The 26,424-nt window shown below is 50.5% G+C and carries 29 protein-coding genes; 18 read left to right on the forward strand and 11 right to left on the reverse strand.

Annotated features, from left to right (window positions below):
* The first annotated feature begins 48 nt into the window (after positions 1 to 48).
* Positions 49 to 231: a DUF6404 family protein gene (locus A7K98_RS19500; protein ID WP_157666022.1), complete on the forward strand. Its 183-nt coding sequence runs from the start codon at positions 49 to 51 to the stop codon at positions 229 to 231.
* 70 nt (positions 232 to 301) lie between these two features.
* Here A7K98_RS19500 and A7K98_RS19505 read toward each other — a convergent pair whose 3' ends face one another.
* Positions 302 to 682 carry a Rid family hydrolase gene (locus A7K98_RS19505; protein WP_087490031.1) on the reverse strand — a complete coding sequence of 127 codons (381 nt, stop codon included), beginning with the start codon at positions 680 to 682 and terminating at the stop codon, positions 302 to 304.
* Positions 683 to 1,362: 680 nt separating this feature from the next.
* On the opposite strand from A7K98_RS19505, the gene A7K98_RS19510 reads away from it, so the two are divergent.
* From A7K98_RS19510 to A7K98_RS19520, 3 genes are all read left to right on the forward strand, one after another.
* Complete coding sequence (locus tag A7K98_RS19510) at positions 1,363 to 2,232, forward strand: helix-turn-helix domain-containing protein (protein ID WP_087490032.1); 870 nt, start codon at positions 1,363 to 1,365, stop codon at positions 2,230 to 2,232.
* An 89-nt stretch (positions 2,233 to 2,321) separates the two neighbouring features.
* A complete protein-coding gene (locus A7K98_RS19515) occupies positions 2,322 to 2,639 on the forward strand; it encodes a hypothetical protein (protein ID WP_087490607.1) in 318 nt (105 codons plus the stop codon).
* A 115-nt stretch (positions 2,640 to 2,754) separates the two neighbouring features.
* Positions 2,755 to 3,321, forward strand: a complete 567-nt coding sequence (locus tag A7K98_RS19520; protein WP_232461570.1) for a YbhB/YbcL family Raf kinase inhibitor-like protein — start codon at positions 2,755 to 2,757, stop codon at positions 3,319 to 3,321.
* On the opposite strand, the gene A7K98_RS19525 is transcribed toward A7K98_RS19520, so the two are convergent.
* Both A7K98_RS19525 and A7K98_RS19530 read right to left on the reverse strand, forming a co-directional pair.
* Positions 3,318 to 4,160 (reverse strand): AraC family transcriptional regulator, encoded by an 843-nt coding sequence (locus tag A7K98_RS19525; protein ID WP_087490608.1) that lies wholly within the window; start codon positions 4,158 to 4,160, stop codon positions 3,318 to 3,320. The two genes, A7K98_RS19520 and A7K98_RS19525, sit on opposite strands and share 4 nt — an antisense overlap.
* An 85-nt stretch (positions 4,161 to 4,245) precedes the next feature.
* Positions 4,246 to 5,664 carry an aldehyde dehydrogenase family protein gene (locus A7K98_RS19530; protein ID WP_087490034.1) on the reverse strand — a complete coding sequence of 473 codons (1,419 nt, stop codon included), beginning with the start codon at positions 5,662 to 5,664 and terminating at the stop codon, positions 4,246 to 4,248.
* Positions 5,665 to 5,695: 31 nt separating this feature from the next.
* Here A7K98_RS19530 and A7K98_RS19535 point away from each other — a divergent pair, with 31 nt between their 5' ends.
* The 6 genes from A7K98_RS19535 (at position 5,696) to A7K98_RS19560 (ending at position 11,528) form a co-directional block, all read left to right on the forward strand.
* A complete protein-coding gene (locus A7K98_RS19535; RefSeq protein ID WP_211276810.1) occupies positions 5,696 to 6,697 on the forward strand; it encodes a LysR family transcriptional regulator in 1,002 nt (333 codons plus the stop codon).
* A 470-nt stretch (positions 6,698 to 7,167) separates the two neighbouring features.
* The gene (locus A7K98_RS19540) at positions 7,168 to 8,592 is read left to right on the forward strand and encodes a cytochrome ubiquinol oxidase subunit I (protein ID WP_087490035.1); all 1,425 of its coding nucleotides are present in this window, start codon (positions 7,168 to 7,170) and stop codon (positions 8,590 to 8,592) included.
* A gap of 1 nt (position 8,593) precedes the next feature.
* Positions 8,594 to 9,598: a cytochrome d ubiquinol oxidase subunit II gene (gene cydB, locus A7K98_RS19545; protein WP_087490036.1), complete on the forward strand. Its 1,005-nt coding sequence runs from the start codon at positions 8,594 to 8,596 to the stop codon at positions 9,596 to 9,598.
* A gap of 60 nt (positions 9,599 to 9,658) precedes the next feature.
* Entirely contained in the window at positions 9,659 to 9,805 is a 147-nt protein-coding gene (locus tag A7K98_RS19550; protein ID WP_087490037.1) for a DUF2474 domain-containing protein, read from the forward strand.
* A gap of 40 nt (positions 9,806 to 9,845) precedes the next feature.
* Complete coding sequence (locus A7K98_RS21670; RefSeq protein ID WP_087490038.1) at positions 9,846 to 10,019, forward strand: YlcI/YnfO family protein; 174 nt, start codon at positions 9,846 to 9,848, stop codon at positions 10,017 to 10,019.
* Positions 10,020 to 10,226: 207 nt separating this feature from the next.
* A complete protein-coding gene (locus A7K98_RS19560; protein ID WP_087490039.1) occupies positions 10,227 to 11,528 on the forward strand; it encodes an aminotransferase class I/II-fold pyridoxal phosphate-dependent enzyme in 1,302 nt (433 codons plus the stop codon).
* Positions 11,529 to 11,691: 163 nt separating this feature from the next.
* On the opposite strand, the gene A7K98_RS19565 is transcribed toward A7K98_RS19560, so the two are convergent.
* Complete coding sequence (locus tag A7K98_RS19565) at positions 11,692 to 12,879, reverse strand: BaiN/RdsA family NAD(P)/FAD-dependent oxidoreductase (protein WP_087490610.1); 1,188 nt, start codon at positions 12,877 to 12,879, stop codon at positions 11,692 to 11,694.
* A 236-nt stretch (positions 12,880 to 13,115) separates the two neighbouring features.
* On the opposite strand from A7K98_RS19565, the gene pitA reads away from it, so the two are divergent.
* Positions 13,116 to 14,606, forward strand: coding sequence for an inorganic phosphate transporter PitA (gene pitA / locus A7K98_RS19570; protein ID WP_157666063.1), 1,491 nt, complete (start codon positions 13,116 to 13,118; stop codon positions 14,604 to 14,606).
* Between the two features lie 52 nt (positions 14,607 to 14,658).
* Here pitA and A7K98_RS19575 read toward each other — a convergent pair whose 3' ends face one another.
* From A7K98_RS19575 to A7K98_RS19595, 5 genes are all read right to left on the reverse strand, one after another.
* Positions 14,659 to 15,855: a pyridoxal-phosphate-dependent aminotransferase family protein gene (locus A7K98_RS19575; RefSeq protein WP_407703126.1), complete on the reverse strand. Its 1,197-nt coding sequence runs from the start codon at positions 15,853 to 15,855 to the stop codon at positions 14,659 to 14,661.
* 64 nt (positions 15,856 to 15,919) lie between these two features.
* Positions 15,920 to 16,657 carry an amino acid ABC transporter ATP-binding protein gene (locus A7K98_RS19580; RefSeq protein ID WP_087490042.1) on the reverse strand — a complete coding sequence of 246 codons (738 nt, stop codon included), beginning with the start codon at positions 16,655 to 16,657 and terminating at the stop codon, positions 15,920 to 15,922.
* The gene (locus tag A7K98_RS19585; protein ID WP_087490043.1) at positions 16,635 to 17,324 is read right to left on the reverse strand and encodes an amino acid ABC transporter permease; all 690 of its coding nucleotides are present in this window, start codon (positions 17,322 to 17,324) and stop codon (positions 16,635 to 16,637) included. Before A7K98_RS19585 ends, A7K98_RS19580 begins: the two co-directional genes overlap by 23 nt.
* Positions 17,324 to 17,992: an amino acid ABC transporter permease gene (locus A7K98_RS19590; protein ID WP_087490044.1), complete on the reverse strand. Its 669-nt coding sequence runs from the start codon at positions 17,990 to 17,992 to the stop codon at positions 17,324 to 17,326. The genes A7K98_RS19585 and A7K98_RS19590 overlap by 1 nt, the downstream gene beginning before the upstream one ends.
* Before the next feature lie 61 nt (positions 17,993 to 18,053).
* Positions 18,054 to 18,872, reverse strand: a complete 819-nt coding sequence (locus A7K98_RS19595) for a transporter substrate-binding domain-containing protein (protein WP_087490611.1) — start codon at positions 18,870 to 18,872, stop codon at positions 18,054 to 18,056.
* A 158-nt stretch (positions 18,873 to 19,030) separates the two neighbouring features.
* Here A7K98_RS19595 and A7K98_RS19600 point away from each other — a divergent pair, with 158 nt between their 5' ends.
* The 6 genes from A7K98_RS19600 to A7K98_RS19625 are packed head-to-tail and all read left to right on the forward strand — an operon-like array spanning position 19,031 to position 24,487.
* Positions 19,031 to 19,315 (forward strand): (2Fe-2S)-binding protein, encoded by a 285-nt coding sequence (locus tag A7K98_RS19600; RefSeq protein WP_087490045.1) that lies wholly within the window; start codon positions 19,031 to 19,033, stop codon positions 19,313 to 19,315.
* The gene (locus A7K98_RS19605; protein ID WP_087490046.1) at positions 19,302 to 20,720 is read left to right on the forward strand and encodes an FAD-dependent oxidoreductase; all 1,419 of its coding nucleotides are present in this window, start codon (positions 19,302 to 19,304) and stop codon (positions 20,718 to 20,720) included. Before A7K98_RS19600 ends, A7K98_RS19605 begins: the two co-directional genes overlap by 14 nt.
* On the forward strand, positions 20,717 to 21,889 hold the full coding sequence (locus A7K98_RS19610; protein WP_087490047.1) for an NAD(P)/FAD-dependent oxidoreductase: 1,173 nt from the start codon (positions 20,717 to 20,719) through the stop codon (positions 21,887 to 21,889). Before A7K98_RS19605 ends, A7K98_RS19610 begins: the two co-directional genes overlap by 4 nt.
* Complete coding sequence (locus A7K98_RS19615) at positions 21,876 to 22,817, forward strand: dihydrodipicolinate synthase family protein (protein WP_087490048.1); 942 nt, start codon at positions 21,876 to 21,878, stop codon at positions 22,815 to 22,817. Before A7K98_RS19610 ends, A7K98_RS19615 begins: the two co-directional genes overlap by 14 nt.
* A 14-nt stretch (positions 22,818 to 22,831) precedes the next feature.
* Positions 22,832 to 24,259 (forward strand): dihydropyrimidinase, encoded by a 1,428-nt coding sequence (hydA, locus tag A7K98_RS19620; protein ID WP_087490049.1) that lies wholly within the window; start codon positions 22,832 to 22,834, stop codon positions 24,257 to 24,259.
* Positions 24,260 to 24,268: 9 nt separating this feature from the next.
* On the forward strand, positions 24,269 to 24,487 hold the full coding sequence (locus A7K98_RS19625; RefSeq protein WP_087490050.1) for an FmdB family zinc ribbon protein: 219 nt from the start codon (positions 24,269 to 24,271) through the stop codon (positions 24,485 to 24,487).
* Positions 24,488 to 24,526: 39 nt separating this feature from the next.
* Here the strand turns inward: A7K98_RS19625 and A7K98_RS19630 are convergent, their stop codons facing one another.
* Positions 24,527 to 25,177, reverse strand: a complete 651-nt coding sequence (locus A7K98_RS19630) for a GntR family transcriptional regulator (RefSeq protein WP_087490051.1) — start codon at positions 25,175 to 25,177, stop codon at positions 24,527 to 24,529.
* 117 nt (positions 25,178 to 25,294) lie between these two features.
* Positions 25,295 to 25,630, reverse strand: a complete 336-nt coding sequence (gene uspB, locus A7K98_RS19635; RefSeq protein WP_087493493.1) for a universal stress protein UspB — start codon at positions 25,628 to 25,630, stop codon at positions 25,295 to 25,297.
* A gap of 330 nt (positions 25,631 to 25,960) precedes the next feature.
* Between uspB and uspA the strand changes: the two genes are divergently transcribed.
* On the forward strand, positions 25,961 to 26,392 hold the full coding sequence (gene uspA / locus A7K98_RS19640; RefSeq protein ID WP_038015627.1) for a universal stress protein UspA: 432 nt from the start codon (positions 25,961 to 25,963) through the stop codon (positions 26,390 to 26,392).
* Positions 26,393 to 26,424 lie beyond the last annotated feature (32 nt).

Raw genomic sequence — 26,424 nt, forward strand, 5'->3', positions numbered from 1 at the left:
AAATCATGTAGTATGGACGGCTATCGTTTTGACCATAACGGGAAATCAATGAAAGAGACCGTAATCAGTTTTATTTTCAGTGCCGTTTTTTTTGCTGTGTTCTGGGGTCTGGCAATGTGGTTCTGGCAATGGAAAAAAGCGCATGTCAAATTACCACGGGCAATCATAATTTCCGTGATTTCGGGGTTACTTTACGCCGTATTTCAGTTACTGGTTAAGAATATGATGTAAGCGGTTTTCCGTGAAATTGCCCTGCCCGGACAGTTCCCTTACCCAGGCAGCGGCTCTGTCCACCGGGGATTCAGCTTATTGCATAGGTTTCAATTTCGACCCGTTGCCAGGTCCGCAGCATAGAATCTACCTGAACTAAAGTACTCGCCGGACGAATATCTCCGAAAGTTTCCAGGTGGGCTTTTGCCACCAGCTGCGCATCGTTAATATCTCTGACATACACCACTGTACGCACCACATCGGACATTTGCATTTCGGCTTTAGCTACTACCTCACTGATAGTCTTCAAAATAGCTACCGTCTGCTGATAAGCATCGTTGTGTTCATAATCTGGCGATGCGCAGGTCCCTGAAATATGCAGATGATTACCTGCTTTCACTGCCCTTGAATAACCGAATACAGATTCGAATGCACCGCCGGAAGAAATCGTGACTTTGTCAGTGTTTTTCATAATATTCCTTTGTTCATCGTATTATCAGAGAATTAATAAACGGGCTCAGATAAATATTCACGGGCCACCATTATTATTCACGGGGAAAAGTATCGGTGACTATCATGATGCTATCCGCTTAACAGCTTATGTCGGATTCCCTGAGTGGATGACTCTGAGAGGGATACCCTGCTTTGAATATTTATAGGTTTTTTTTCACCCCGGATGAATAGTGGTTTCCTGCTGCGTTGTATAGGCATGCCCTATAGCACTCTGCATTTAACAATTTATTTACCTGAATCCGCGTGGCGTTGTCTTATACCAGCCAGCCTGTCAGCATTGCCAGCTGACGGGTTCATAACAGGGAGAGATAATAACCGATACCCCGGTATCACAGGGCTCTGGCTGGCGGGGCTGGCAAAGCCTTATAATAATCACTGGCCTTTTGATTAAGAAAATATTAATTCAGATAAACCTTCTACTGCCCGGCATCCGTAATGTATGAACAGCTCAGTGTTTTTTATGCTGAAAATAACCACCTACTGAACAATGGCAGTGGCCATCACTAAAATTTATTTTATCGCATACTGAATTATTTTTATGAGACTGTTCACAACCTGAGTAAAATATCAATAAATTTATATTATGGATATTAGCCGTTTTTGTCGCTATTATTATTCCGGTCATTAAAGGAGTAAAAAATGAATACGTTTACCCGTGATCTTATTGACTGGATTGAAAAAAATCTGGAAGGAAAACTCACTATCGATGATGTCTCGGCGAAAGCCGGTTACAGCAAATGGCATCTGCAACGTATGTTCAGGGATGATACCGGGTTTCAGCTGGCCTCTTATATCCGCTACCGGAAACTCAATAAAGCGGCGTTGATTTTGAAAATGACCGATATGCCAGCGGTCGAAATCAGCGAATTACTGGGATTCAGCTCACAACAGACATTTACCCGGGCGTTTACCCGCCATTTCGGTAGCGCTCCGGGACAATACCGTAGCAGCCACGAATGGCATTTTCGCGGTATGGTCGCCAGAGCACACCATCACAGTGATGCGCTGCCAGAAGCTGAAATTGTCACTCAGGGACCAGATACTATTCAGGGTACCAGTCTTAGCTATTACTGTGACCATAATGAACTTGAAGATATTGGTTACCATCATCTTCATCGTGAACGCATCGTCGGGGAAATTCTGGCGATGAGAAAAGGCTCACTGCCCGGATGCATGGCCGAGCATTTTGAACCTGACCCGGAGAGCGGTAAGGTCAGGTTTACGTTGACGTTTAATACTTCACCGCAGGGCATTATTATCAGGCCACCTGAGTCGGGCCGTTTTTTACGCTTTCAATTCTCCGGGACACAGCAACAGTTTGTAGATATGCAGGCGACCATTTACCAGCATGTCATGCCATTTCGCCCGGAAGCACGTCGTAACGGACAGGATATTTTTATCTGCCAGCACAAGTATCAACCCGACCAGCCATTACCAGAAACCTTCTCCGGTAATTATTATATCCCGGTATCTCCGGCGACTAAGGCAGAGCACGACTGGCTGGTATAGTCGCTATATCAACACCTGGCCCTGTCCTGCACATAGCATCATCCTGGCCACGGGTGATGCTGTCATCATATGCCCCGGAGTTTATGAAAATGAAGAACCTGATAACACTGCTATTGTTGATATTTGTTGCAGTAAGCTCTTTTTCCGCCGCCGCTCAGTGGCCCCCGGAAACCGGAGCCAAAGTCCCCGGTAATGCGCTGGAATACCCCACCCGACTCTCCGCAGTAAATCAGTCACTGGAGCAAATGCTGAACCAGGGCGGCAAGATTATCTCCTCTTCCCTGGCGTCTGACGGCCCGGTGGTCACCCTCAGATTTCACCAGCATTATATTATCTGCCTGCTGAAAGGCGCGGGTAGCGGCTCAGACCAAAATGTCCCGACATCAAAATGCTATGCCATGAACTAACGGTTTCGACTGGCAGTTAAAAATGAGCGTTACGGAGCATCGATTGACGTTTTCAGGGCTGTAGCATTTCTTTATCAGGGTTAGCCTGTCTGCTATTAACCCCTGACGGAGAACAATGATGCCATCGATCATCCCCCGCATTACTGGCATTGCTATTATGGCCATTGCCAGTACGGTAGCCAGCGCTGCCACCTTTCATCTGAGCAGTCCGCAGACTCCCGGTGGCCACTTCCTGCCGGCACAGACCCTGAGTGCCTCTTATGGTTTTGGTTGCCATGGAGGAAATCTGTCGCCGGAATTTCAGTGGAGCCATCCACCAGCTGGCACTAAAAGCTTTGCTCTGAACATCTTTGACAAAGATGCTCCTACCGGGATGGGGTGGATACAATGGCAGGTCGTCAATATTCCCGGCAATCAGTTAACACTGCCCACAGGATTTAGCCATCAGCCCCAGAATACTGCGAATGGAATACTTGAAACCCGCACGGATTATGGTGTTGCCGGTTATGCCGGGCCATGCCCGCCGTCTGGCCAGCTGCATCACTATGTTGTGACCTTAACGGCATTGAAAGTAGCGCAATTGCCGGGGATCTCTGCTGCATCAACACCGGCAATGGTTGGCTATATGGTGAACGCCAATGCTCTGGGTAAAACACAGCTGACAATCACGGCTCAGCGTTAAACCGGGGTCGGCAGTGAGGGAATGGATAAACTGAAATTCTCCGACCGTACCTGTCCCGGGGAAAAGCCGAAACGCTGGCGAAAACGGGCAGAGAATTTTGAAGGATTTTCATAGCCCACTTCCAGGGAGATTCGCGTCACTGGCCGGTCGGTCACCTGTAGCAGAGTCAGCGCATACTCCATACGAATATCGCTGACCAGCCGCGAGAAGCTGGTACCTTCAGCCTTCAGATGACGCCGCAGAGTTGCTTCAGAAACAGCCATGGCTTTTGCGGTATCCGCGGCGCTCCACGGCCAGGCGATATTACCGGTGACCTGTTGCCTGATCCTGCCGGTCATTCCCTGGCTGCGGGGCTGGGGGAAAAATATCTGATAAGCATCCAGCCAACTGAGCATCTCTTCCATTCGTTTCACGGCCACTGCCTGGGGGATTGATTCGCTATCGCTCAGAGCATCAAAAGCGTGCTGAAATGCCTGGCAAAAGGCAGGGGCAGCTGCTGCGACCCGATGCGCCGCCGTTTGTAAGACCGGCTGCAACGGCCGGGCTCCGGCATTTTGAAGCAGCTCGTTGCAAAAACTGATCCAGCTGGCCTCAAACCTGCCGGCTGGCTCTCCGGGAATATTGGTCACATCAAAGGTATTTCCGCTGCCAATTACCACCATATCCCCGGCATTCAGACAGATTTCGTTATCCTGCCAGCACAGAACTTTTTGCCCCGATTTGACCAGCAACAAAGTTGCCTGGTCAATGGTTATCCGGCGGGTGAGCAGCGCCCTGGCCTGCCATACACTGGCGGCACTGCCGCTGTGTGGGCGGCTGAAGATTGTTCTTTCGTTCATAACAAGGCAGCTTTCAGAAAACGAACCAGCCCTCGATTTAAACATGGCTTTGCAGGCAAAGCTACTGCCTGCAAAGCCACGGAATTTAACCAGTAACGACGGCCTTAGGCTCAAGAAAAGATTCCAGGCCAGACACGCCCAGTTCCCGACCAATACCAGACTGTTTAACCCCGCCAAAAGGTGCCATCAGTTCCGGCACGATGCGGTTAATCAGCACACTTCCCGCATTCAGTTGCCTGGACATTTGCAATGCATGCTGCTGGTCCTGACCGAAGATATAAGCCTGTAAACCATAGTCGGAATCATTGGCAATCCGTATAGCATCAGCCTCATCCCGGTAACTTATCACCGACAGCACAGGGCCAAAAATTTCTTCCCTGGCAATATCCATATCGTTACTGACCCGGGTAAATACGGTCGGTCTGACAAAAAATCCGTGTTGAAGCCCGATCGGATGGCCTTCTCCCCCCGTCAGTAATGTAGCGCCCTGCTGCACACCCCGACGAATATAATGTTGTACGCGATCGTACTGGCGCAGGCTGAATAACGGGCCGATCTCTGTACGAGGATCGGCCGGATCTCCGACGTTTAGTGCATCTATTAGTGTTTTAATCTGCTGGCTGATCGTTTCCAGTTGAGATTCAGGGACCAGTAACCGGCTGCCGGCAACACACGCCTGCCCGTTATTCATAAAAGCTGCAGATAGTGCCATCGGCAAAGCGACCGAAATATCAGCATCTTCAAGCAACACTGATGCTGACTTTCCACTCATCCCAAGTATCAGGCGTTTGCAACTGTCCACCGCCGAACGGGCAATGATTTTTCCTACCGACGTTGAACCGGTAAACGAGATTTTAGCTATCTGCGGATGAATGGATAATTCCTCCCCGACTTCCTCTCCCCGCCCGGACAAAATATTGAATATCCCTGCCGGTAAGCCAGCCTGATGCAATGCTTCTGCCACTACACGATTCTGCAACGGGCTAAATTCACTTGGTTTAATCACCGACGCACATCCTGCCGCAATAGCAAAGGCCAGCTTGCTGCATAAAGTCCCCGCCGTACTGTTCCAGGGAACAATCAATGCTGACACGCCTACCGGTTCCATGAAAATTTCCGCACTGCCGGCTTTTCTCTGTAACGGGTATTCTTCAAGTATGCGGGCTGCATTGAGAAAACACTGCGCGGAGTACTGACTGACCCAACGGGAACGCGACAACGGGCCACCATATTCTTCGATAGTTGCCTCACAGATAGCGGCGGAATGTTCCAGCACTGCAGCATGCAGCGCCTGCAGCATTTCTGTCCGCTGTTCTTTAGTGCTCAGTCCAAAAGAGGGCTGAGCTGCGGCGGCGGCGTGCACGGCTTGTCTGGCATCCGCCCGGCTGGCCAACCGGGCAGTGCCAATTAGCTTGCCGTTAGAAGGGTTGTAGCTTTGAATAACTTCATGACCGGTGACCGGGACAAATTTGCCACCGATATATGCTTCTGCTATCTGCCACATAACTGAACTCCCGACGTAATCAGGTTAAAAAGTGAGTAACAACAGTCTGGCAGTGAAAGATTGTTTTGATAATATGTTCAGACAGAATCAAAACATTACGAAAACTGAAACAATGCAAAAAAACGGGCTGTCTGAATTTAGCGTCATTCTGGCGGTCGCAAGGCATCAGGGGTTTCGCCGTGCGGCAGCCGAACTGGATATGTCTGTCACGGCGGTCAGCAACGCAGTGGCGGGGCTGGAATCCCGGCTGGGAGTTCGGTTGTTTCACCGTACCACCCGCAGTGTTTCTTTGACCGAAGCCGGACAACGCTTTGTTTCCCGGGCTGAGCCTGCGGTCAGACAGCTGCTCGAAGCGATGGACGCCGCCAGCAGCGGTGACACTTTGTTGTCAGGAACATTGCGGATTAACAGTTCGCTGGGTGCTGCTTTGATGGTGTTTGCCCCTGTCTTTCGGCGGTTTACCGAACGCTATCCGGCCATCAGTCTGGATATTGTCACCGAAGGCCGCCGGGTGGATATCATCAGTGAGGGCTTTGATGCAGGGATTCGCCCGGACTCACGACTGCCTCAGGATATGATTGCTGTACCTCTGATACGCGAAATTCCTCTGGTGGTGGTGGCTTCTGCCGGATATTTTGACCAGTCAACACCGCCACAATCCCCGACAGAATTACTGAACTTCCCCTGCATCCGTAGCCGGTTACCGGGAGGATTACCTTCTGGCTGGCATTTCTGGCAGAACGGACAGCCCCTCACTTTGGATGTTTCAGGACCACTGGTGCTGGATTCCCCGCAACTGATGCTGGAAGCGGTAAAACAGGGCTGCGGTATTGCACAAGTGCCGCAATGGTATGTCGCAGAGGAAGTACTCGCAGGACGTTTGGTGACGGTACTGGATAACTATGCTGCTACGCTGCCCGGAGTGTCGTTGTACTATGCGGGAAGGCGGCATATTCCCGCCGCGCTTAAGGCGTTAATAACGATTATTCATGAAGTCAATGATGAGCAAAACCGTCAGCCCCGGCAACGATAACGTCTCTGGACAGGCCATTGCTGGGCTTGCTGTCCTCTGAAATCCATCGTCTGTCGGTGGTTTCCTGCCCCCCGGATAAGACAATATTTTGTTTGTACCAGTACAAAAAATTAAAAATGAAGACAAAAATAAAAATGCCATATTTAATGGAAAACTTTTAATAACCAGACAGTTTACCTGGCGGACAAACACCAGCATTCACTATCATCAGCGAATAAAAAAACCATAGATATAAACAATAATTTAACAAATAATATTTATTTAAATCCACACTTCATATAAATGTATAAAGTCAGAATGTGATTTATTTGTGCTTTTTTATAACTGTTATAGCTGCGGGCTGATTAACTGTTTATGTTTTTAATTTTTGCAAAATATAAGATCCCTTCCAGTATTAAATATCATTCCGGAAACATCTTTATGTCATCAGAATTAAAAATAACAAGCAGTAATAGCAATGGGGGCCATCAATGTTTGGTTTAGATGCTTTTCATCTCGCAAGGTTACAATTCGCATTCACTGTTTCTTTCCATATCATATTTCCGGCAATCACTATCGGGCTTGCCACCTATCTTGCAGTGCTGGAGGGGTTATGGCTTAAAACCCGTGATCAAAGTTATTATCAGCTATACCATTTCTGGATCAAAGTCTTTGGGGTTAATTTCGGGATGGGGGTTGTTTCTGGTCTGGTGATGGCTTACCAGTTTGGAACTAACTGGAGCGGATTCTCGGCATTCTCTGGCAGTATTACCGGCGCCCTGCTTACCTATGAAGTGCTGACAGCATTTTTCCTCGAAGCCGGATTTTTTGGCGTTATGCTGTTTGGCTGGGACCGCGTCGGCCGCGGATTGCACTTTTTCTCAACCTGTATGGTCGCACTCGGGACTATCTTCTCAACCTTCTGGATTCTGGCATCCAACAGCTGGATGCAAACACCACAGGGATTCATTATTCAGAATGATGTAGTTATCCCTACCGACTGGTTCAAAATCATATTCAACCCGTCATTCCCTTATCGTTTAGCCCATATGACGATTGCTGCTTTTCTGGCGAGCGCCTTTCTTGTGAGCGCTTCCGGTGCCTGGCATTTGCTCAAAGGTAATAAATCACCAGCAGTACGCAAGATGTTCTCTATGGGATTATGGATGGCCTTAATTGTGGCTCCGGTTCAGGCTATCGTAGGTGATGCTCATGGGTTGAACACCTTAGAATACCAGCCTGCCAAAATCGCAGCTATTGAAGGTCACTGGGAAAACCCTCCGGGAGAAGCCACACCGCTGGTTTTATTTGGCATTCCTGATATGAAAGAGGAAAAAACCAAATATGCCCTGGAGATTCCTTATTTAGGCAGCATTATTCTGACTCATAGCCTGAATAAACAAGTCCCTGCATTAAAAAGCTTCCCACGGGCCGACAGGCCAGATTCTCTGATTGTCTTTTGGTCATTCCGCATTATGGTCGCCATGGGGCTTCTGATGATAGGCCTTGGTTTTATTAGTCTGTGGTTACGCCGCAAAGGTAAATTATTTGATTCAAGAGCATTTCATAAATTCACCTTACTCATGGGACCGTCAGGGCTGATTGCACTGCTGGCCGGTTGGGTTACGACAGAAGCTGGCCGCCAGCCATGGGTAGTGTACGGGTATAAACGAACCATCGATGCAGTTTCAGCGCACGGTGATTTACACATGAGTCTGAGCTTACTCGCCTTTGTACTGGTTTACGGTTCCGTCTTTAGCGTGGGTTATCTCTATATGATCCGCATTATCAAAAAGGGCCCGGCGGTTGATCACCATGAGACCCCGGAAAACGGTGGCCCCGGCACTAATTTCACCCAGGCACGTCCACTTTCGGCGGTACATGAGCCTTTGAACGTATCGAAAGGAGGGAAATAATATGCCCGATTTCTCAATAATCTGGTTTGCGATCATCATCTTTTCGATGCTGATGTATATCGTGATGGATGGCTTCGATTTAGGCGTCGGGATACTTTTTATCTTCAATAAAGATAAATTTCAGCGAGACCTGATGGTGAATACGGTCGCCCCGGTATGGGATGGTAATGAAACATGGCTGGTACTTGGTGGAGCTGCTCTGTACGGCGCGTTCCCACTCGCCTATTCAGTTATTGCAGATGCACTTTCAGTACCGATTATCGTGATGCTGCTGGGGCTGATTTTCCGTGGAGTCGCTTTCGAGTTTCGTTCTAAAGCCACTGAATCACACCGTCCGTTTTGGGATAAAGCTTTTATCGTAGGTTCAGTCGTTGCAACCTTCAGTCAGGGCATTATCGTCGGTTCAGTGATGAATGGTTTTGAAGTCTCTCATCGCGCCTTTGTTGGCTCAGATCTCAGCTGGCTCAGCCCGTTTTCCCTGTTTTGCGGATTCGGATTAGTAATTGCTTATGCGTTACTGGGTTGTACCTGGCTGATAATGAAAGGCAGCGATGGTCTGCATAAGAAAATGTCCGATCTGGCACTGCCCCTGCTCGGCCTGCTGTTAGCTGTGTTTGTGATTATCAGCCTCTGGACGCCGCTCACAAACGCCGCGATTGCGCAGCGCTGGTTTAGCCTGCCTAATCTCTTCTGGTTCCTTCCGGTACCGGTGCTGGTGCTGATTTCTTCCTGGCAGATATACAGAGGGATCAAACGTGAGGCGCATTATTCACCCTTCCTGATGACTCTGTTGCTGGTATTTCTTGGCTTCTCCGGGCTTGGGATCAGCATCTGGCCAAATATTATTCCACCATCAGTCAGTATCCGGGAAGCAGCGGCACCTGAAACGACACTGCATTTTATGCTGGCAGGCGCGGTGTTTATTATTCCGGTAATACTGGCATACACCTTCTGGAGTTATTATGTATTCCGCGGGAAAGTGACTTCAAATGAAGGCTATCATTGATTAATCACCAGGGCTCTCTCTGAGGGCCCGTCCTCCGGGTAATAAACCAAAGGAGTATTTATGCAACAGGTCGAAAAAAAAACATCACCTTTATGGAAAAGAACCGCCTGGATGATAGCTATTTATCTGTTAAGCGTCATCGCACTTGGCGTTATTTCCTGCGTATTTAAACTTGCAATGTATGCCGCCGGAATGCGTTTGCAGTAAAACAAATAATCAGCTGCTTTTTATAAAATGGATGTGAAATGTGAGTAAAACATCAAATAGCAAAACACAGGAAAAACATATCCGGATACCCCATAGCTTAATTAAACAAATAGAATCGGTCATGGCTGTACAGAAAACATCAAACTTTTCCGCCTGGGTGGTCGATGCCTGCCGGTTAAAAATACTCGCTGTCAGGAAGGAAACTCAGAAATAACCTTAATCAGCCCGGGCAGAATGACCCTGTACCGGAAATCACGGAGTATCAGAGAGAACCATTGCATGCCGGTACTGACATCGCCAGCTTGTTTAGCGATAATCTCCACTCCGCGCCAAAAAAGTTCACCTGAACACTGTCCCTGCGGCCTGACCAAATCACAGAGGCTGGGATCTTGTACAGACTGTACCCGGGATACAAACCGTTATGACTGGAAAAGTCACTGCAAACGATATTTTTGATAAAATCAGAACCAGAGTCCGCTGCAAAGACATCATGCCAGGCGAAACCCTCCCTCCGGTCAGAGAGTTGGCTGCAAGCCTGCGGATCAATAAAAATACAGTGGCAAACGCCTATAAAAAGCTTATCGATGCAGGCATTGCCGAAGCCAATGGCAGAAAGGGAACCACAGTCAGGCAACTCAGCAATTTTCCGCCTCAGGAAGGCCCACACCCTGACACAGTTCTGACAGATATTTCCGGGGGAAATCCCGATCCCTCGATGCTGCTTCCTTTGCAGACCTTTCTCAGTGCCGTCAATACCACTCCACGCCTGTATGGTGAATCGGTGATCAATCCCGGCCTTGAAAAATTTGGTCAGCACTGGTTTGCCCCGGTCGTTCCTGAACAATTCGGGCTGACGCTTACCCATGGCACTGTCGATACGTTAGAACGCCTGCTCAGCGGGTTTATTAACAAAGACGAACAGGTGGCCGTGGAAGACCCTTGTTTTCTGGGCAGCAAGAGTACTCTGCTCAGCCTTGGTGTGAAACCTGTAGCCATCAGTATGGATAACCAGGGAATCAGACCCGAAGAACTGCGAAATGCATTATCTTCCGGTGCCCAGGGGGTCATCATTACTGCACGGGCTCATAACCCCACTGGCTTTAGTCTCTCTTCCCGGCGGGCCGCCGAAATCCGAGAAATTCTGGCCCAATACCCGCAGGTTATGATCATTATTGATGATCACTTTTCTCTCATCTCTTGCCGTGAATATCATAATGTTATTCCAGACAGTAGCCGGTACTGGGCAGTCATCCGTTCATTTTCTAAATTTTTAGGACCTGATTTCAGAATGGCTCTGGTCGCCAGTGACCAGGATACGTCATTGCGCCTGAAACATCGTCTTGCCTCCGGTACCCATTGGGTAAGTCACTTACTGCAGGATATTGCTGAAGCGGCACTCACCAGCCAGCAGAGCAGCCAACAGTTCAACACCGCTCGCCAGCACTACCGCGATAAGAGAGAGTTTTTTATCCGGGAGCTGAATAAACACGGATTAAGTTATTGCGAGGACGGGGATGGTATCAATGTCTGGCTCTCTTTTGCTTTTCCCTGTGAACCGGTCATTGATGGCATGAAAAACAGAGGGTGGATCATCCGTAACGGTAATGATTTCTCAGTCGGTAATCATCGCAGTGGCATACGCTTAACACTCACCACACTTTCTGAGGAACAGATAACAAAACTTGCAGCAGATCTTGCGGTTATCATCAGGCAGGTGGAATGAAAAATTAAAGCAAGTGCTTACTAACATAAGCCCGGTGTCAGAGGATAGCCTTCGGTGTTAAAAAGGTCATAACTCTGTAAGCCGTGATTATCTCACTGTTAGCGTATAAAACGGCGGGACAAGTGCGAGTGAGATATCATCGCACTTCCGGTCACTTCAGTAACTACAACGCCTCTGCACAGGCTGCTGCCGAACTCCATGCCCACTGGAAGTTATAACCTCCCAGCCAGCCAGTCACGTCTACTACTTCACCGATAAAATAGAGCCCGGGAACCTCGCGGGCTTCCATGGTACGCGAAGAGAGCTGGTCGGTATCGACGCCCCCCAGAGTGACTTCGGCGGTCCGGTAGCCTTCGGTTCCGTTGGGCTGTACTTTCCAATAGGTTAGCTGCTCTACCAGTTGCTGCTGCTGTTTGTGGTTCAGCTGCTTTAAGGTTAACTCCGGGACTATCTGTAACTGTTGCAGGGTTTCGGTTAAACGCTTTGGTAATACTTTGGCGAGGCTGTTTTTCAGGCTCAGATTAGGGTGAGCAGTGCGCTGAATATTGAGAAATTCTGCCAGATCCATTTCCGGAAACAGATTGATTGTTAACCATTCACCTGGCTGCCAGTAGCTGGAAATTTGCAACATAGAAGGCCCGGACAATCCGCGGTGGGTGAATAACATCGCTTCTTTAAACAGAGTTCCTTGTTGCGCGGTTACCGTCACCGGCAGTGCCACACCGGAAAGAGTCTGTAGCTGTTCCAGCAATGGTTTATGCAGAGTAAATGGCACCAGTGCCGCACGGGTCGGAAATACCCGTAATCCAAACTGTTCAGCTATCTTATAACCCCAGGGTGTTGCCCCAAGACCTGGCATCGACAGCCCTCCGGAAGCGATAACAAGTTTGCGAGCACTCACTTCATTTCCGTTAACGTTTAACCGGTATTCCCCCTGTTCGTCACGTTCAGTGGCAAGGATCTCGCTGCGCAGCCGCAAAGTCACCTGGCCTTTCTGGCATTCCGCCAACAGCAAATCAACGATTTGCTGAGCAGAGTCATCGCAGAACAGTTGCCCCAACGTTTTTTCATGCCAGGCAATACCGTGTTTTCCCACCAGCTCAATAAAATCCCACTGTGTATAGCGAGCAAGTGCTGACTTACAAAAATGAGGGTTATGCGACAGGTAGGCGGCAGGCTCGGTATACAGATTAGTGAAGTTACAACGCCCGCCCCCGGACATCAGGATTTTACGGCCAGCTTTTTTGCCGTTATCCAGCACCAGGACTTTCAGACCTCGCTGCCCGGCCTGAGCGGCACAGAACAGTCCGGCAGCACCGGCACCCACCACAATAACGTCAAACTTTTCCATATTGCCCCCGCCCGAAAAACGGCTGATTGTAGAGATATGCGTTGCCGGACTCCAGACTGAAAATTTATCAGCCAACCGTCACCTTGCATAACATTATAATTTTTAAGTATTTTTAAAATGAAACTTTCATGAATTTGTCACATAACTGCAAAAAAAAAGAGATTTTCCTTTCCTGAATGGACATCTCTCGCTGATAATGCGCGGGGTTCATGTCCTCAAAAAATGGCGTAACGTTTATGCTTCATCTTTTTGCTGGTATCGATTTAAGTACTGGCCTACTACTGGTAGTTGCTCTGCTGTTTGTTTTGTTTTACGAAGCAATCAACGGATTTCATGATACCGCTAATGCTGTTGCCACGGTAATTTATACCCGGGCGATGCGCGCGCAACTGGCTGTTGCAATGGCGGGGATCTTTAACTTTTTGGGAGTGCTGTTAGGTGGTCTGAGCGTAGCTTACGCTATTGTTCATATGCTGCCGACAGATCTGCTGCTGAATGTAGGTTCTGCCCATGGCCTGGCCATGGTGTTCTCTATGTTACTGGCGGCAATTATCTGGAACCTGGGCACCTGGTATTTTGGTCTGCCTGCATCCAGTTCCCATACTTTGATTGGAGCGATTATCGGCATTGCGCTGACCAATGCCCTGGTCACCGGCACTTCGCTGGTTGACGCCCTGAATATTCCGAAAGTTATCAACGTATTTATGTCACTGATTCTGTCACCGCTGATTGGTATGGCTCTGGCAGGCGCATTAATTTATCTGCTGCGCAAATACTGGAACGGGACGCGTAAACGTTCGCGGGTCCATATGACGCCGGCAGAACGGGAAAAAATTGATGGCAAGAAAAAGCCGCCTTTCTGGACCCGTATTGCGCTGATTGTTTCTGCCATTGGTGTGAGTTATTCGCACGGTGCTAATGACGGGCAGAAAGGTATCGGCCTGATTATGCTGGTACTGATTGGTGTCGCCCCTGCCGGATTCGTCGTTAATATGAATTCTTCAGGATACGATATCGCCCGCACCCGCGATGCGGTAGAACATCTGGATCAGTACTACCAGCAGAACAGCCAGTCATTGCAGTCGATCATCGCTCCGACAGTCACTCCGGCAGCAATAGCGACTCCGGTGGAAGAGTTCCACTGCAGTAATGAGCGGGCACTGGAAGCAGTGGCACATGCACAGACAATGCTGACTAATCTCAGCAGTTATGACGAGCTGAGTGTCGAAAAACGTTCCCAGATGCGTCGCCTGTTGCTGTGTATTTCTGATACTGCCGATAAGGTTGCATCGTTACCGCAGACCAGCAGTCAGGACCGTAAATTCCTGGGCGATTTACGCCATGATTTACTCGGTACTGTTGAGTATGCTCCGGTGTGGATTATCTTTGCGGTCGCGCTGGCACTTTCTGTCGGGACTATGGTGGGATGGCGTCGTGTTGCTACTACTATCGGTGAAAAAATCGGTAAGAAAGGCATGACCTACGGTCAGGGGATGGCGGCGCAGGTCACTGCAGCGGCTTCTATCGGGATTGCCAGTTACACCGGTATGCCGGTCTCGACCACCCATATCCTGTCATCTTCCGTGGCCGGAACCATGCTGGTCGATGGCGGTGGTTTGCAGGGCAAAACCATCAAGAACATCGCGATGGCATGGGTACTCACTCTGCCGGTTTCGATTCTGTTATCTGCCGGACTGTACTGGATTTCTCTGCATATTATCCACTAATCGTACAGTATCGCTGACTAAAGGCTGTCCTGATGGACAGCCTTTTTTATTATCAGCCGGCAATATCGTTCTGCGCGTAGTAATCCCAGGCTGCCTGCATTCCCGCACCCTGCGGCGTCGAAAACCCCTGCCGGTGCAATACCGCTTCCAGAGCACTCAACGTTTGCATGACGCACTGAGTACGCGCGTTATAACCCATGGTGCCAATACGCCATACTTTGCCTACCAACGGGCCAAACGAAGTACCAATCTCGATGCCGAAATCCTGCAACATACTGTTCCTGACCGCCAAATCATTGACGCCTTCAGGAATCATCACTCCCAGGACATTATTCATTTTATGGGAGATATCACCGAACAGCTCAAGCCCCATCGACCGGACACCGCGTAACATGGCTTCGCCATGCTGCTGATGGCGGGCAATGCATTGCTCCAGCCCTTCTTCAAGAATAATCCGTGCACATTCCCGTGCGCCATATAACGCACTGGTGGCCTCGGTATGGTGATTAAGCCGCTCACTGCTCCAGTAATCCATGATCATCCCCATATCGAAATAATTGGAGTAGATCATTTCATCTTCACCGTGCTGGTGAGCTTCGGTACGAATACCCGCCTCCACCCGACGACGACGACGAATATGCTCAGCCATCCGCTCGCTCAGAGTGACTGGCGAAGTCCCGGAAGAACCGCCGAGGCATTTCTGCATTCCGGCAGAGACCGCATCCAGACCCCAGCCATCGGTGTCTAAGGTATTTCCGCCCAGAGTGGCGGTAGCATCGGTATAGAACAGCACATCGTAGCGCCGGCAAATCGCCCCAATCTCCTGCAATGGCTGGCACATGGTGGTAGAAGTATCCCCGTGTACCGTCAGCAGCATTCGTGGCCGCAGCCGCTTAATTTCATCTTCTATCTGATCGGGGCTAAAGACTTCACCCCAGGGAATATCCAGCCGGTGGACTTCTGCGCGGCAGCGATGAGCAATTTCACACAGCAGTTCGCCAAACCGGCCGAAAACCGGCACCAGAACTTTATCGCCGGGACGTATCGCGGAAACCAGTAAGGCTTCAATACCGGCCCTGGAGGTCCCGTTAATCAGCAGCGTCCAGAGATTCTTCGTGGAGAAAACGCCGCGATACAGAGCCATGACTTCATTCATATAGCCGGTCATTGCCGGGTCATACTGTCCCAGTAACTGCGCAGACATCGCCCGCAGTACCCGCGGGTCTGCATTAATAGGCCCGGGCCCCATCAGCAATCGGGCCGGGGGATTAACCTGGGAAAAAATCTCGTTATTCAACCGCTATTTCCTCTGTTCAGTGACGTAATATTTTGCCAATAAATTGCTGAGTACGGGCTTTTTCGGGATGGTCAAATATCTGCTGCGGAGTGCCGCTTTCGATCACCTCTCCGTCAGCCATAAACACCACTTTTGAAGAGACTTCACGCACAAAACTCATCTCATGAGAAACGATAAACATCGTCATCCCCTCAGCTGCCAGCTCGCGTATGGTATCCAGTACTTCATTCACCATTTCCGGGTCGAGGGCGGCAGTCACTTCATCCAGCAATAAGATTTTAGGTTTCAGGGCCAGGGCGCGGGCAATAGCCACACGTTGCTGCTGTCCACCGGACAATTCATCCGGATAGGCGTACAACCGGTGAGATAATCCAACCCGCTCCAGCAATTGTCTGGCCTCCTGCTCAACTTCAGCTTTCGGACGACCTTTAATTTTGGTCGGGGTAATCATCACGTTTTCCAGCACGGTCATATTCTGGAACAGGTTGTACTGCTGGAATACGATAGCTACCGAGGAACGTAGCTGGCGCAGTTGCTGCTTATCCGAATATTCCAGTTTCTCGCCATCAAGACAAACATGGCCTTCTGAAGGCAGCAGCAATCCCATCAGCACTCTTAACAGGGTACTTTTCCCCGATCCGGACGGACCTATCAGGCTGACAATGTCCCCTTTCTCCACTGGCAGGGTGATATTGACCAGCACCGGCTGTTCACCATAGGCCGCTTTAAGATTAACGATATCGAGCTGTGGCAATTTTATTCTCCAGGCGCTTACCAAAGCGCGATAAAGGATAAGAGATGCAGAAATAAAGGATCAGCACCGTGGCATACACCAAAGCTGCGGAAAATCCCTTATCTGTAAGTACTTTGCTGGCAGATGTCAGTTCCATCACACCAATCTGCGAGGCGAGAGTGGTATCTTTGATATACATAATGAAAAAGCTAAAAGTCGGAGGAATAACTACCTTAATCGACTGAGGAATAATGATGTATCGCAGGCTTTGCAGATAACTGAAATTGAGAGTTTCTGCGGCTTCCCACTGGTTACGGTGTACCGACTCCAGCCCGCTGCGAATCACCTCTCCCAGATAAGCTGCGGCAATCAGGCAGACACTCACCAGCGCTACCATAAAGGTGGACAATTTCAGACCGGAATACTGGCTGATAAAAAAGATCAGCATCAGTGTGACCAGGAACGGTATGCGCCGGAACATAAAGCAGTAAATACGGATAAGCCCTCGTAATGGCTTAAGTACTTTGCTGCTGGTATTACCGAAAATAGCCAGCACAAATCCCAACAGGAAACCTACCAGACAGCCAAACGCGGACAATGCCAGCGTTCGCCCCAGTCCCTGCAATAACAGCAGTATGTTGTACCAGGAGAACAACCCGCTCAGTTCATTAACAAGTGAATAGTTCATCAGAAGACCTCTGTTCTGGCGCGGAACAGATACCGGCCGATGACCGCCAGCGCGAATGTCGCAATCACTGTCAGGATGATGTAGAGCACGGCGGCGACTGAAAATGATTCCACAGAAAGATAGGTTTCTGAGCTCAGGTTATAGGTACGCCCTGTCAGCTCTTCAACCCCGAACATTGATGCCATCGAAGTACCGAGTGTCATCACAATAAACTGGTTAGACAGTGGCCGGAACATCACTTTCATCACATGCGGCAGGATGACATAACGAATAATCTGCAACCGGGAAAAGCCCAGCACTTCTGCCGCCTCGATTTCACGCTGACGGACCGAATCAAATCCGGCCCGCTGAATATCACACAGATAGGCGCCGGCATTGAAGGTCGCCCCAATCAGCACTGCATTAAACGGCGACAGCAGGATCCCCACTTCCGGCAGAGCAAAAAACAGGAAATAGATCTGAATCAGCTGAGGGGTATTGGTTGCGAACACCACATAGGCATTGACCAGTTTCCCGGCCAGCGGGGGCCCGTAACGCAACAGAGAGGTGCAGACCATGGCAATCAGCATGCCAAAGGCAAAGGCCAGCACTGCCAGTTGCAGACTGATCCACGCCCCTCCGGCCAGATAAGGTAACTGATTGAGTATTGGGGCAAAATTCAAAGTCATCGAAATAATCTCAAAAAATCAGCACCTTAAAATCAAGGTGCCTGAGGTGATGATAAAAAACTTAGTACTTTGTCGGTGAAGCAGTCGGATCATGCAACATGGCGTGACCGAACCACTTCTTCCAGGTCGAGGCAATAAAGCCATCTTTTTGCAAAGTGTCGATCGCCTGGTTCAGACGCACACGCAGATCGGTATTGCCTTTGCTGACCGCAATACAGTCATAATCGACTTCGATAGGCTCATCCACGACCCGCCATTGGGTTGGATATTTTTTGGTGTAATCCAGCATGAAATCCAGCACATCGATCAGTGCATCAGCACGACCCTGGGCGATAGCACGCACCGCATCCGGATAGTTATCCAGAATCAGTAACTGTGCTTTAGGCACATTGTCCTGAATGTATTTAATCGGGGTTGTGCCACGTACCTGCACCAGACGCACTGACGGGTCATTCAGTTGCTGCACGTTTTTGTAGGTTGTTTTATTTGTGGTGAGAATACCCAATACCTCGGTGTTCACCGGGTCGGTAAAATCTACCACCTGCATCCGCTGATCGTTACGGGTCATTCCCCCCATCACCGCATCAATTTTGTCTGCCATGATGAATGGCACACGGTCATTGGAGCCCACAGCAACCAGTTGCAGTTTGACACCCATCTGGTCGGCAATTTTTTGAGCCACCGTCGCATCAAATCCGGAAATCTGATTTTTTGCATCATAAACGCCCAGCGGCGGAAGGTTAGGATTTACCCCGACGATCAGTGTTTTGCTCTCCATGATTTGCTGCAACGTCCGGGCCTGGGCACCAAACGAACTCAGCATCATCAGTGAAATAACACCGGCTCCGGCAAGCTTACCTAACGTACTCATTTTAAACATATTTAATTCCCCGTGTGCGGTCATTCAGATAAAGGTTAACGGCTAAAATTTCATCCTGATCAGTTCGAATACTTTACATATACGATTCGTATACGATACTATCTCGATCGAATTGTCAAGCATCACTGTTTACTTGATAAACAACGCCGGGGAGCGTAATGCCGAAAATGAGTGACGAAAAAATAAGCTTTACCTTTGAAAATCAACGCTGTTTTGCATTACCGGGACAAAGCATTGCTGCGGCCCTGTTTTCGAACGGCATCAAAACATTACGTCTCAGCCCGGCACGACAGCAGCCCCGTGGAATGTTCTGTCTGATGGGGTCCTGTCAGGAATGCCTGGTAATGGTCAACGGTAAACGGGCGTTAGCTTGCAAAACTGAGGCCAAATCTGAACTCAAAGTCACCTGTATCCCGGTAATGGAGCAACATGAACCATTTTGATCTGATCATCTTAGGTGCCGGGCCTGCCGGAATCAGCGCAGCCCTGACCGCAGCACAGCATCAGTTGAATGTTGCGCTGTTTGATGAGAATCCGGCGGCAGGCGGTCAGGTGTATCGCGCTCCCGCCATCAAAAACTCTTTACCCCGGCAAGGCGAAGCTGTAACCGGCGATAATTTGCGCCAGCAGCTGGCAGACAGCAATGTCAGCCTCTTTATGGGGCACCAGGTCTGGTCAGTGACCGGCGATTTCCGGGTCGATGCACTAGGCCCATCCGGGCCGGTACATTTCACCAGCAGGTTGCTGTTGGTTGCGTCCGGCACCACCGAGCGGGTGGTCCCTTTTGAAGGCTGGACACTCCCCGGAGTCATCGGTCTGGCAGCCGCCACCCTGCTGCTCAAATCGCAGCAGACCCTGCCCGGGAAAACGACGCTGGTTGCTGGTTGTGGACCGCTACTGGCAGCGGTAGCTGGCGGCACACTGAAAGCCGGTGGAGAAGTTCTTGCCATTGCCGATATTGCCGGCAAACAAGACTGGGCACGAACCCTGCCAGCAATGTTGCGTCGCCCGGATATTCTGAAACAAAGTGCGGGGTACGGGTTGCCTGTGCTCAGGGCACGCACTCCCATCTACTCTCGTCATACCCTGGTGCGGGTCACCGAACAGGACGGGAAATTACTGGCTGAACTGGCTCCCTGTGATGCAACAGGGAATCCACAGCCCGGGCCGCGACGGCAGATCCTGGTGGATTGCATCACTGTGGGGCATGGCCTGACGCCATCCACTGAAATTACCCGACTGCTAAACGCCGGACACCATTACTCACGAGAATCCGGTGGTTTTATCGCTACCATCGATGAGCAGGGCCAGACAACACGTCCCCGACTGTTTGCTGCCGGCGACTGTACCGGCATTTACGGTGCTGCAGCAGCGCTCCGGCAAGGAGTGATGGTGGCATTAGCCTGTGTCAGCCTGCTAAAAGGTGATGACAGTGCCCTGCTGCCTGCCCGCAAACAGGCAGAAGCTGAATGGCGAAGAGTCAGCCATTTTGGCCGGAAAATGGCCGGGCTGATGGCATTGCGGGAAGGCCATACCGACAGTATCGCTGCCGACACTATTGTCTGCCGCTGTGAAGATGTCAGCCGGGCTGATATTGAAGCGGCCTGCGATGCCGGGGCCACCGAAGTGAACCAGCTTAAGGCCTGGACTCGCTGTGGTATGGGCCCTTGCCAGGGCAGAAGCTGTGGCGACGTTGCCAGCGAAATCCTGGCCAGGCGCCTGAATCTCAGTCGCGACACGGCCGGCATATTTTCACCACGAACACCACTAAGACCGCTCCTGGTCAGCGATTTAACCGGCGACTTTGATTACGCCGATATCCCTATTCCTAAGGCAGCCCCGCTATGACAGTCAACACTACTGCAACCCGCTACGACGTGTGCATTATCGGCGGCGGAGTCATGGGATGCACCACCGCCCTGTTCCTGGCTCGTGCCGGAATGAAAGTCGTCTTGCTGGAGAGAAATGCATTGTGCCGCGGAGCTTCCGGAGTCAATGCAGGAACCCTGACGTTACATATGACCCGTGCAGCACTTGTGCCCTATGCCCTGAAAGCCTGGGAAATGTGGATGCATCCGGAAACCTGGCTGGGTAACGGAGTACTGGCAACCGCGGCCCCCGGACTGTCTCTGGCATTTACTGCGGCGGAGCAGGATTTACTGGAACAGCGTGCAGCCGCACGACGGGAATATGGTGCCGATATCCGGCTGGTGAGTGGTCGTGAAGCCCGGGAAATTGAACCCTGTATTCCTGACAGTTGCCTGTCTGCCGCTTACTGTGAAACCGACGGTTATGCCAGTGCCTATCTGACCGGCAAGGCATTCCATGCGGCACTCAGTCAGGCGGGTGTCACGATTATCGAAAATGCTGAAGTGGACCAAATTACTCCGCCAGGCAAATGCTACCAGGTCTCCGCCCGTGGCGGCCAGATACAGGTTTCAGCGACCCGGCTGGTAATGGCCGGAGGCGTCTGGCTGGAACCCATGCTGGCACTTCTCGGGATCACCATCCCTGTGAAAACGTTGGTGAATCAGTTGATTGTGACCGAACGCATGCCTCCGGTCATGCGCACCGTGCTGAGTATTGCCAACGGACTGTTATCGATGAAGCAATTTGCGAACGGCACAGTACTGATTGGTGGTGGCTGGCAGGGTCGGGGGAACCGTGATTCTGGTCGCCCCGAGACTATTCCGGAGAATCTGACCGGCAATTTGCGATTGGGCCAGTATGTCTGCCCGGCACTGGCTAATGCCAGAGTGGCAAGAATCTGGCTGGGCTTTGAGTCTGAGACTGCCGATGCGATGCCCATGATTGGCCCGTTGTCGGAATACCCTGATTTATACGTTATCGGATGTGTTCACTCCGGATACACCAGTGGCCCGTGGATGGGGAAATTACTGGCTGACGCTATCCTCGGTAACCCCCCGGAAATGCCTCTCTTTAATCCTTCCCGGCTGATTATTCCTGCCGGAGTGCAGTCTGAAAATTTTGCGGAGAAACAGAATGAGCAGCAGTGAATTACCTCTCTACCATGGCGTTTATGCGGCGACCGTTTGTCCGATGGATGAACAGGGTCGTCACATTGATGAGCCCGCGCTGGCAGCCCATATGCGTCATCTGTCACAGGTACCCGGTATCCGTGGGCTGCTGATTAATGGCCATGCAGGTGAAAACTTTGCCTTATCACTGGCGGAAAAAAAGCGGGTTGTGGAAATCGCCCGTGAGGTATGCCCGCCGGAGATCCTGCTGGTTGCCGGGATTAATGCCGAAGACAGCTATGACGGCCAGTTACAGGCGGATGATGCCAAAGCCGCCGGTGCAGATATGCTGCTGATTTTCCCTCCTTATTCCTGGTCATTATCGACAGACAGCGACACGGTGCTCAATCATCACCGCATCATTAATGCTCATGCGCAGCTGCCCGTGATGTTGTATCAGGCAGGGGTCGGCACAGGAGGTATGGCCTATCCGGAGGAATTACTGGCGGCACTGGTACAGTTGCCACAGGTTGTTGCGGTGAAAGAAGGCAGCTGGGAAACCTCAGCTTATGACCGGAATCTGCGTATCGTCCGGGAAGTCGCTCCTCATGTTGCGATGATGGCCTCCGGTGACGAGCACTTAATGACCTGTTTTGCCCTGGGAACGGATGGAAGTGTGGTCAGCCTGGCTGCCGTGGTTCCGGAGCTGGTAGTCGCACTGTATCAGGCCATGCAGAACAACCAGCTGACCGAAGCCCGGCGCCTGCATCAGTATATTTACCCACTGGCCAAAGAAATTTATGGCACGTATCCCGGCACTCACGCTAATGCACGGCTGAAAGCCTGCCTGCATATTCTGGGGCAGATCCCTCACGCCACTCCCCGCCCGCCGGTACCGGTCGTCGGTCAGGCACAGCGTGAAAAACTGGCAGAGTTATTAAACAACGCTCAATCCTTCAGCGCATAATTCAGGAACAGACTATGACTTCAACGTTGATCCGTGGCGGACGTATTATTACCGCTGTAGATGACTACATCGCCGATGTATTTATCGAAAATGAACGTATTTCCCGTATCGGACTGAATCTGCAGCCTGAAGCCGGAACGCAGATTATCGAAGCTCAGGGCATGATGCTGTTTCCGGGCGGCGTCGATTGCCATACCCATATGGAAAACACTTTTGGTCCGTCGGTCACGGCAGATAATTTCCACAGCGGCACCCGTTCTGCCGCCTTTGGCGGTACAACCACTATTATCGATTTTGCGCTGCAAAACCATGGCACCAGCCCGTTGCAGGCAATTGAACGTGCCCAGTCCAAGGCCGATCACGTCGCGAATATCGATTATGGTTTCCATGTCATTATCACCGAAGTGGATAAACAGGTTCTGGAGGACATGCGCTATGCAATCCGCCATGAAGGTGTTTCCAGCTTTAAAATGTTTATGGCCTATCCTGGCACAGTGATGTCTGATGACGCCGCTATTTTCCAGGCAATGCGGATGGTCGGGCAGCATGGCGGAATGGTTGCACTGCATGCCGAAAACGGGACTATCGTCGAATTGCTTATTCAGGAAGCGCTGGCGCAAGGTCACACGTCACCGCGCTACCATGCATTAACCCGTCCGGCAATTCTGGAAGGTGAAGCAACCCATCGCGGCATTAAACTGGCAGAGCTGGCGGAAGCCCCGGTCTATTTCGTCCACCTGTCCGCCAAAGAAGCCCTGAAACATGTGGTGGAAGCCCGTGATCTGGGCATTCCGGTGTTTGCCGAAACCTGTCCGCACTATCTGTTTTTTGATGAGTCAGCTTATGCCGACAGTGATGAAACAGACAGCTTTGATGCAGCCCGGCTGGTCATGAGCCCGCCACTGCGTTCGAAAGAGGCGCAAAATGCCTTGTGGACCGCACTGAAAACCGACGATTTGCAGCTGATTTCCACCGATCACTGCCCGTACTGCCTGAAAGAAGGCCACCTCGGAAAAATCAATCAGAAGTCGCTGGGCAAAGACGATTTCTCTAAAATTCCGAATGGTGTTCCCGGAGTGGAAACCCGCATGACCGTAGTTTATGACGGTGGTGTACGTAGCGGCCGTATCTCCTTAAACCGGTATGTTGAGCTGATGTCCACCGCACCGGCAAAACTGTTTGGTCTGTTCCCGCAGAAAGGAACTATTGCCATTGGCAGTGATGCCGATATCGTGATTTTTGATCCGAACGAATGCCACACCATCAGCGCAGCTACTCAGCATAGCGACTGCGATTTCACACTGTTCGAAGGCCATTCGGTTCAGGGGAAAGTGAAAAAAGTATTACTGCGCGGAGAGCTACTGGTCAGTGATGATCAGTGGGTGGGTAAGACTGGTCAGGGACGCTTTGTGGTCAGGGGCGAAGTCGGGAAATGCTGGTAGGAGGTCACGATGCCGTATTATGACTATCACTGTAAGCAGTGCGGAGATTTTGAACTGCGCCGTTCAGTCGCAGAACGGGATAATCCGGCAGAATGCCTGCAATGCGGGCAATCCTCGGAGCGAAAAACCGCCTTTACCCCGGTGCTGCTACGCAGCAAACCGGTGGCAGAAGTGAGAAACCCGCTGCATGTTGACGGCTGTCCTTGTTGTCCGGCATCTCTCAAATAGGCCTGGCTCATCATCTTCGGATGATGAGCCACCAGCGGGTTAGCCCCCTTCCGACAGACGTTTCAGAACAAATGCTGATAGATTGCGCAGATGCTGGCTAAATGCCTGACGGGCCGCCTCTGCATCGCCCGATTTCCAGGCATTCAGGATCGCCAGATGTTCCTGGCGATCTTCTTCGATCCGGTTAAACGGGGTGATCAGTTCAAATAACCGGCTCTGGGTTCTGGCCTGATCGATCATTGCAGCCAACACCGGATTACCACAATGCCGGGCAAACAATGTGTGGACCTGATCATCGGCCTGCCAGTGTTCCTGTTCCTGCTGGCCGGCGCTCAGCGCGGTCACTTTTTCAATCAATTCATCAACCAGCTGGTGATCGATTTTATTGACAGACAGCGCGATGGCCTCGGTTTCGAGCAGCTCTCTGACTTTCATGATCTGAAAGTATTCCTGAGCACTGACGAAACGCACCGAATAAGATCGTGCGCCTGAACGTACCAGTAATCCCTCACCTTCCAGCCGTAACAACGCCTCACGCAACGGCGTACGGGATATTTGCAGCTCTTCAACCAACCGGCCTTCCACCACCGCCCCGCCACTGCGCAACGTTTTCTCCAGTATCATCCGGTGCAGCGTCTGGTAGGCCAGGTCCCCGAGTTTTTCTGTTGCCTGTATTTTTTCGGAAGTCACGTGATTCCATTGCCTGTGTTAAAGAATGTACTGAAAGTATACGGGATGTATACGGTGCGGGTAAATTCAAAAAAGCATTCTGTTATACCGCTGGCATAAAAAATCCCCTGTGCGGGGTTAGTGCCAGATCAACAATCCTGCGAGACTTATCACAATAACCGCACACAGACTGCTGGTCAGAATAAACTGGCCGCGTACCCGTTCGCAGCGACGAATAAATTCTTCATCATGGTGGTCAAGGTAGCGCTTTTCATAAATATAACGCCCCAGCCGCATCTGTTTCGCCGGCTGTCCGTGGGCCGTGAAAAAACCACCACCATCCACTGACTGGTAAAGCAACGGGTCGCAGCCGCGCATCACCACCAGCAGGGTTCGTAATGAAGAAAAGTAACGCAGCATATTAATCACACAGACAATACATAAACAGATAAACAGTACCGTGGTATTAATCATCTCCCCCTCCGCCATTCCCCTGGCTGACAGCCAGTCTTACATGTTTCTCAGACCGTTTTATTGATTAGTGTAGGTAATATTTCATCAACCAGCGCAGTCATTTTTAATCCTTGCCCGGGAAAAAAGAACTCTCCCTTTGACCTGACTCACACTTCCCGCTGTCGGTCTGACGGACAATGATTCTATACTCAGTTGTATAGCCCTATGGTAGGATAAATTCACAGCACACAGTAGAAAATCGCCATAGTGGTCAGCAACCTGTCTGTTGATTGTCCTGTGTTAGTGACAATATTGCTGATCCTTACCTTTTTTGTATTTGAGGAGTCTGCCATGTCTTATAAACATATTCTGGTCGCTGTTGATCTGTCTCCGGAAAGCCAGTTACTGGTAGAAAAAGCCGTTTCTCTGGCGCGTCCGTACAATGCCAAAGTGTCATTAATTCATGTAGACGTAAATTATTCTGATCTGTACACCGGACTGATCGATGTGAACCTGGGAGATATGCAGAAACGTATTTCTGAAGAAACCCAGACAGCACTCAGCGAATTATCTACCAATGCCGGATATCCAATGAGCCAGACCCTGAGTGGGAGTGGTGACCTGGCGCAGGTACTCATCGATGCCATTAACAAATATCACGTCGACCTGGTAATTTGCGGGCACCATCAGGATTTCTGGAGCAAGCTGATGTCATCAGCACGTCAGCTAATCAATACCGTTCATATCGATATGCTGATTGTACCGATGAAAGACGAAGAGTAATGCTCTGAGATGACAGGGCCAGGCGACTGCCG

Source organism: Tatumella citrea (assembly GCF_002163585.1).
GTDB lineage: Bacteria > Pseudomonadota > Gammaproteobacteria > Enterobacterales > Enterobacteriaceae > Tatumella > Tatumella citrea.

What these genes read in the sequence shown, in the direction of transcription:
- A7K98_RS19500 (WP_157666022.1), top strand. Translation starts at nt 49, where the DNA reads ATGAAAGAGACCGTAATCAGTTTTATTTTCAGTGCCGTTTTTTTTGCT.
- A7K98_RS19505 (WP_087490031.1), bottom strand. Translation starts at nt 682, where the DNA reads ATGAAAAACACTGACAAAGTCACGATTTCTTCCGGCGGTGCATTCGAA.
- A7K98_RS19510 (WP_087490032.1), top strand. Translation starts at nt 1,363, where the DNA reads ATGAATACGTTTACCCGTGATCTTATTGACTGGATTGAAAAAAATCTG.
- A7K98_RS19515 (WP_087490607.1), top strand. Translation starts at nt 2,322, where the DNA reads ATGAAGAACCTGATAACACTGCTATTGTTGATATTTGTTGCAGTAAGC.
- A7K98_RS19520 (WP_232461570.1), top strand. Translation starts at nt 2,755, where the DNA reads ATGATGCCATCGATCATCCCCCGCATTACTGGCATTGCTATTATGGCC.
- A7K98_RS19525 (WP_087490608.1), bottom strand. Translation starts at nt 4,160, where the DNA reads ATGAACGAAAGAACAATCTTCAGCCGCCCACACAGCGGCAGTGCCGCC.
- A7K98_RS19530 (WP_087490034.1), bottom strand. Translation starts at nt 5,664, where the DNA reads ATGTGGCAGATAGCAGAAGCATATATCGGTGGCAAATTTGTCCCGGTC.
- A7K98_RS19540 (WP_087490035.1), top strand. Translation starts at nt 7,168, where the DNA reads ATGTTTGGTTTAGATGCTTTTCATCTCGCAAGGTTACAATTCGCATTC.
- cydB (WP_087490036.1), top strand. Translation starts at nt 8,594, where the DNA reads ATGCCCGATTTCTCAATAATCTGGTTTGCGATCATCATCTTTTCGATG.
- A7K98_RS19550 (WP_087490037.1), top strand. Translation starts at nt 9,659, where the DNA reads ATGCAACAGGTCGAAAAAAAAACATCACCTTTATGGAAAAGAACCGCC.
- A7K98_RS19560 (WP_087490039.1), top strand. Translation starts at nt 10,227, where the DNA reads ATGACTGGAAAAGTCACTGCAAACGATATTTTTGATAAAATCAGAACC.
- A7K98_RS19565 (WP_087490610.1), bottom strand. Translation starts at nt 12,879, where the DNA reads ATGGAAAAGTTTGACGTTATTGTGGTGGGTGCCGGTGCTGCCGGACTG.
- pitA (WP_157666063.1), top strand. Translation starts at nt 13,116, where the DNA reads ATGCTTCATCTTTTTGCTGGTATCGATTTAAGTACTGGCCTACTACTG.
- A7K98_RS19575 (WP_407703126.1), bottom strand. Translation starts at nt 15,855, where the DNA reads ATGGGGCCCGGGCCTATTAATGCAGACCCGCGGGTACTGCGGGCGATG.
- A7K98_RS19585 (WP_087490043.1), bottom strand. Translation starts at nt 17,324, where the DNA reads ATGAACTATTCACTTGTTAATGAACTGAGCGGGTTGTTCTCCTGGTAC.
- A7K98_RS19590 (WP_087490044.1), bottom strand. Translation starts at nt 17,992, where the DNA reads ATGACTTTGAATTTTGCCCCAATACTCAATCAGTTACCTTATCTGGCC.
- A7K98_RS19595 (WP_087490611.1), bottom strand. Translation starts at nt 18,872, where the DNA reads ATGTTTAAAATGAGTACGTTAGGTAAGCTTGCCGGAGCCGGTGTTATT.
- A7K98_RS19600 (WP_087490045.1), top strand. Translation starts at nt 19,031, where the DNA reads ATGCCGAAAATGAGTGACGAAAAAATAAGCTTTACCTTTGAAAATCAA.
- A7K98_RS19605 (WP_087490046.1), top strand. Translation starts at nt 19,302, where the DNA reads ATGAACCATTTTGATCTGATCATCTTAGGTGCCGGGCCTGCCGGAATC.
- A7K98_RS19610 (WP_087490047.1), top strand. Translation starts at nt 20,717, where the DNA reads ATGACAGTCAACACTACTGCAACCCGCTACGACGTGTGCATTATCGGC.
- A7K98_RS19615 (WP_087490048.1), top strand. Translation starts at nt 21,876, where the DNA reads ATGAGCAGCAGTGAATTACCTCTCTACCATGGCGTTTATGCGGCGACC.
- hydA (WP_087490049.1), top strand. Translation starts at nt 22,832, where the DNA reads ATGACTTCAACGTTGATCCGTGGCGGACGTATTATTACCGCTGTAGAT.
- A7K98_RS19625 (WP_087490050.1), top strand. Translation starts at nt 24,269, where the DNA reads ATGCCGTATTATGACTATCACTGTAAGCAGTGCGGAGATTTTGAACTG.
- uspB (WP_087493493.1), bottom strand. Translation starts at nt 25,630, where the DNA reads ATGATTAATACCACGGTACTGTTTATCTGTTTATGTATTGTCTGTGTG.
- uspA (WP_038015627.1), top strand. Translation starts at nt 25,961, where the DNA reads ATGTCTTATAAACATATTCTGGTCGCTGTTGATCTGTCTCCGGAAAGC.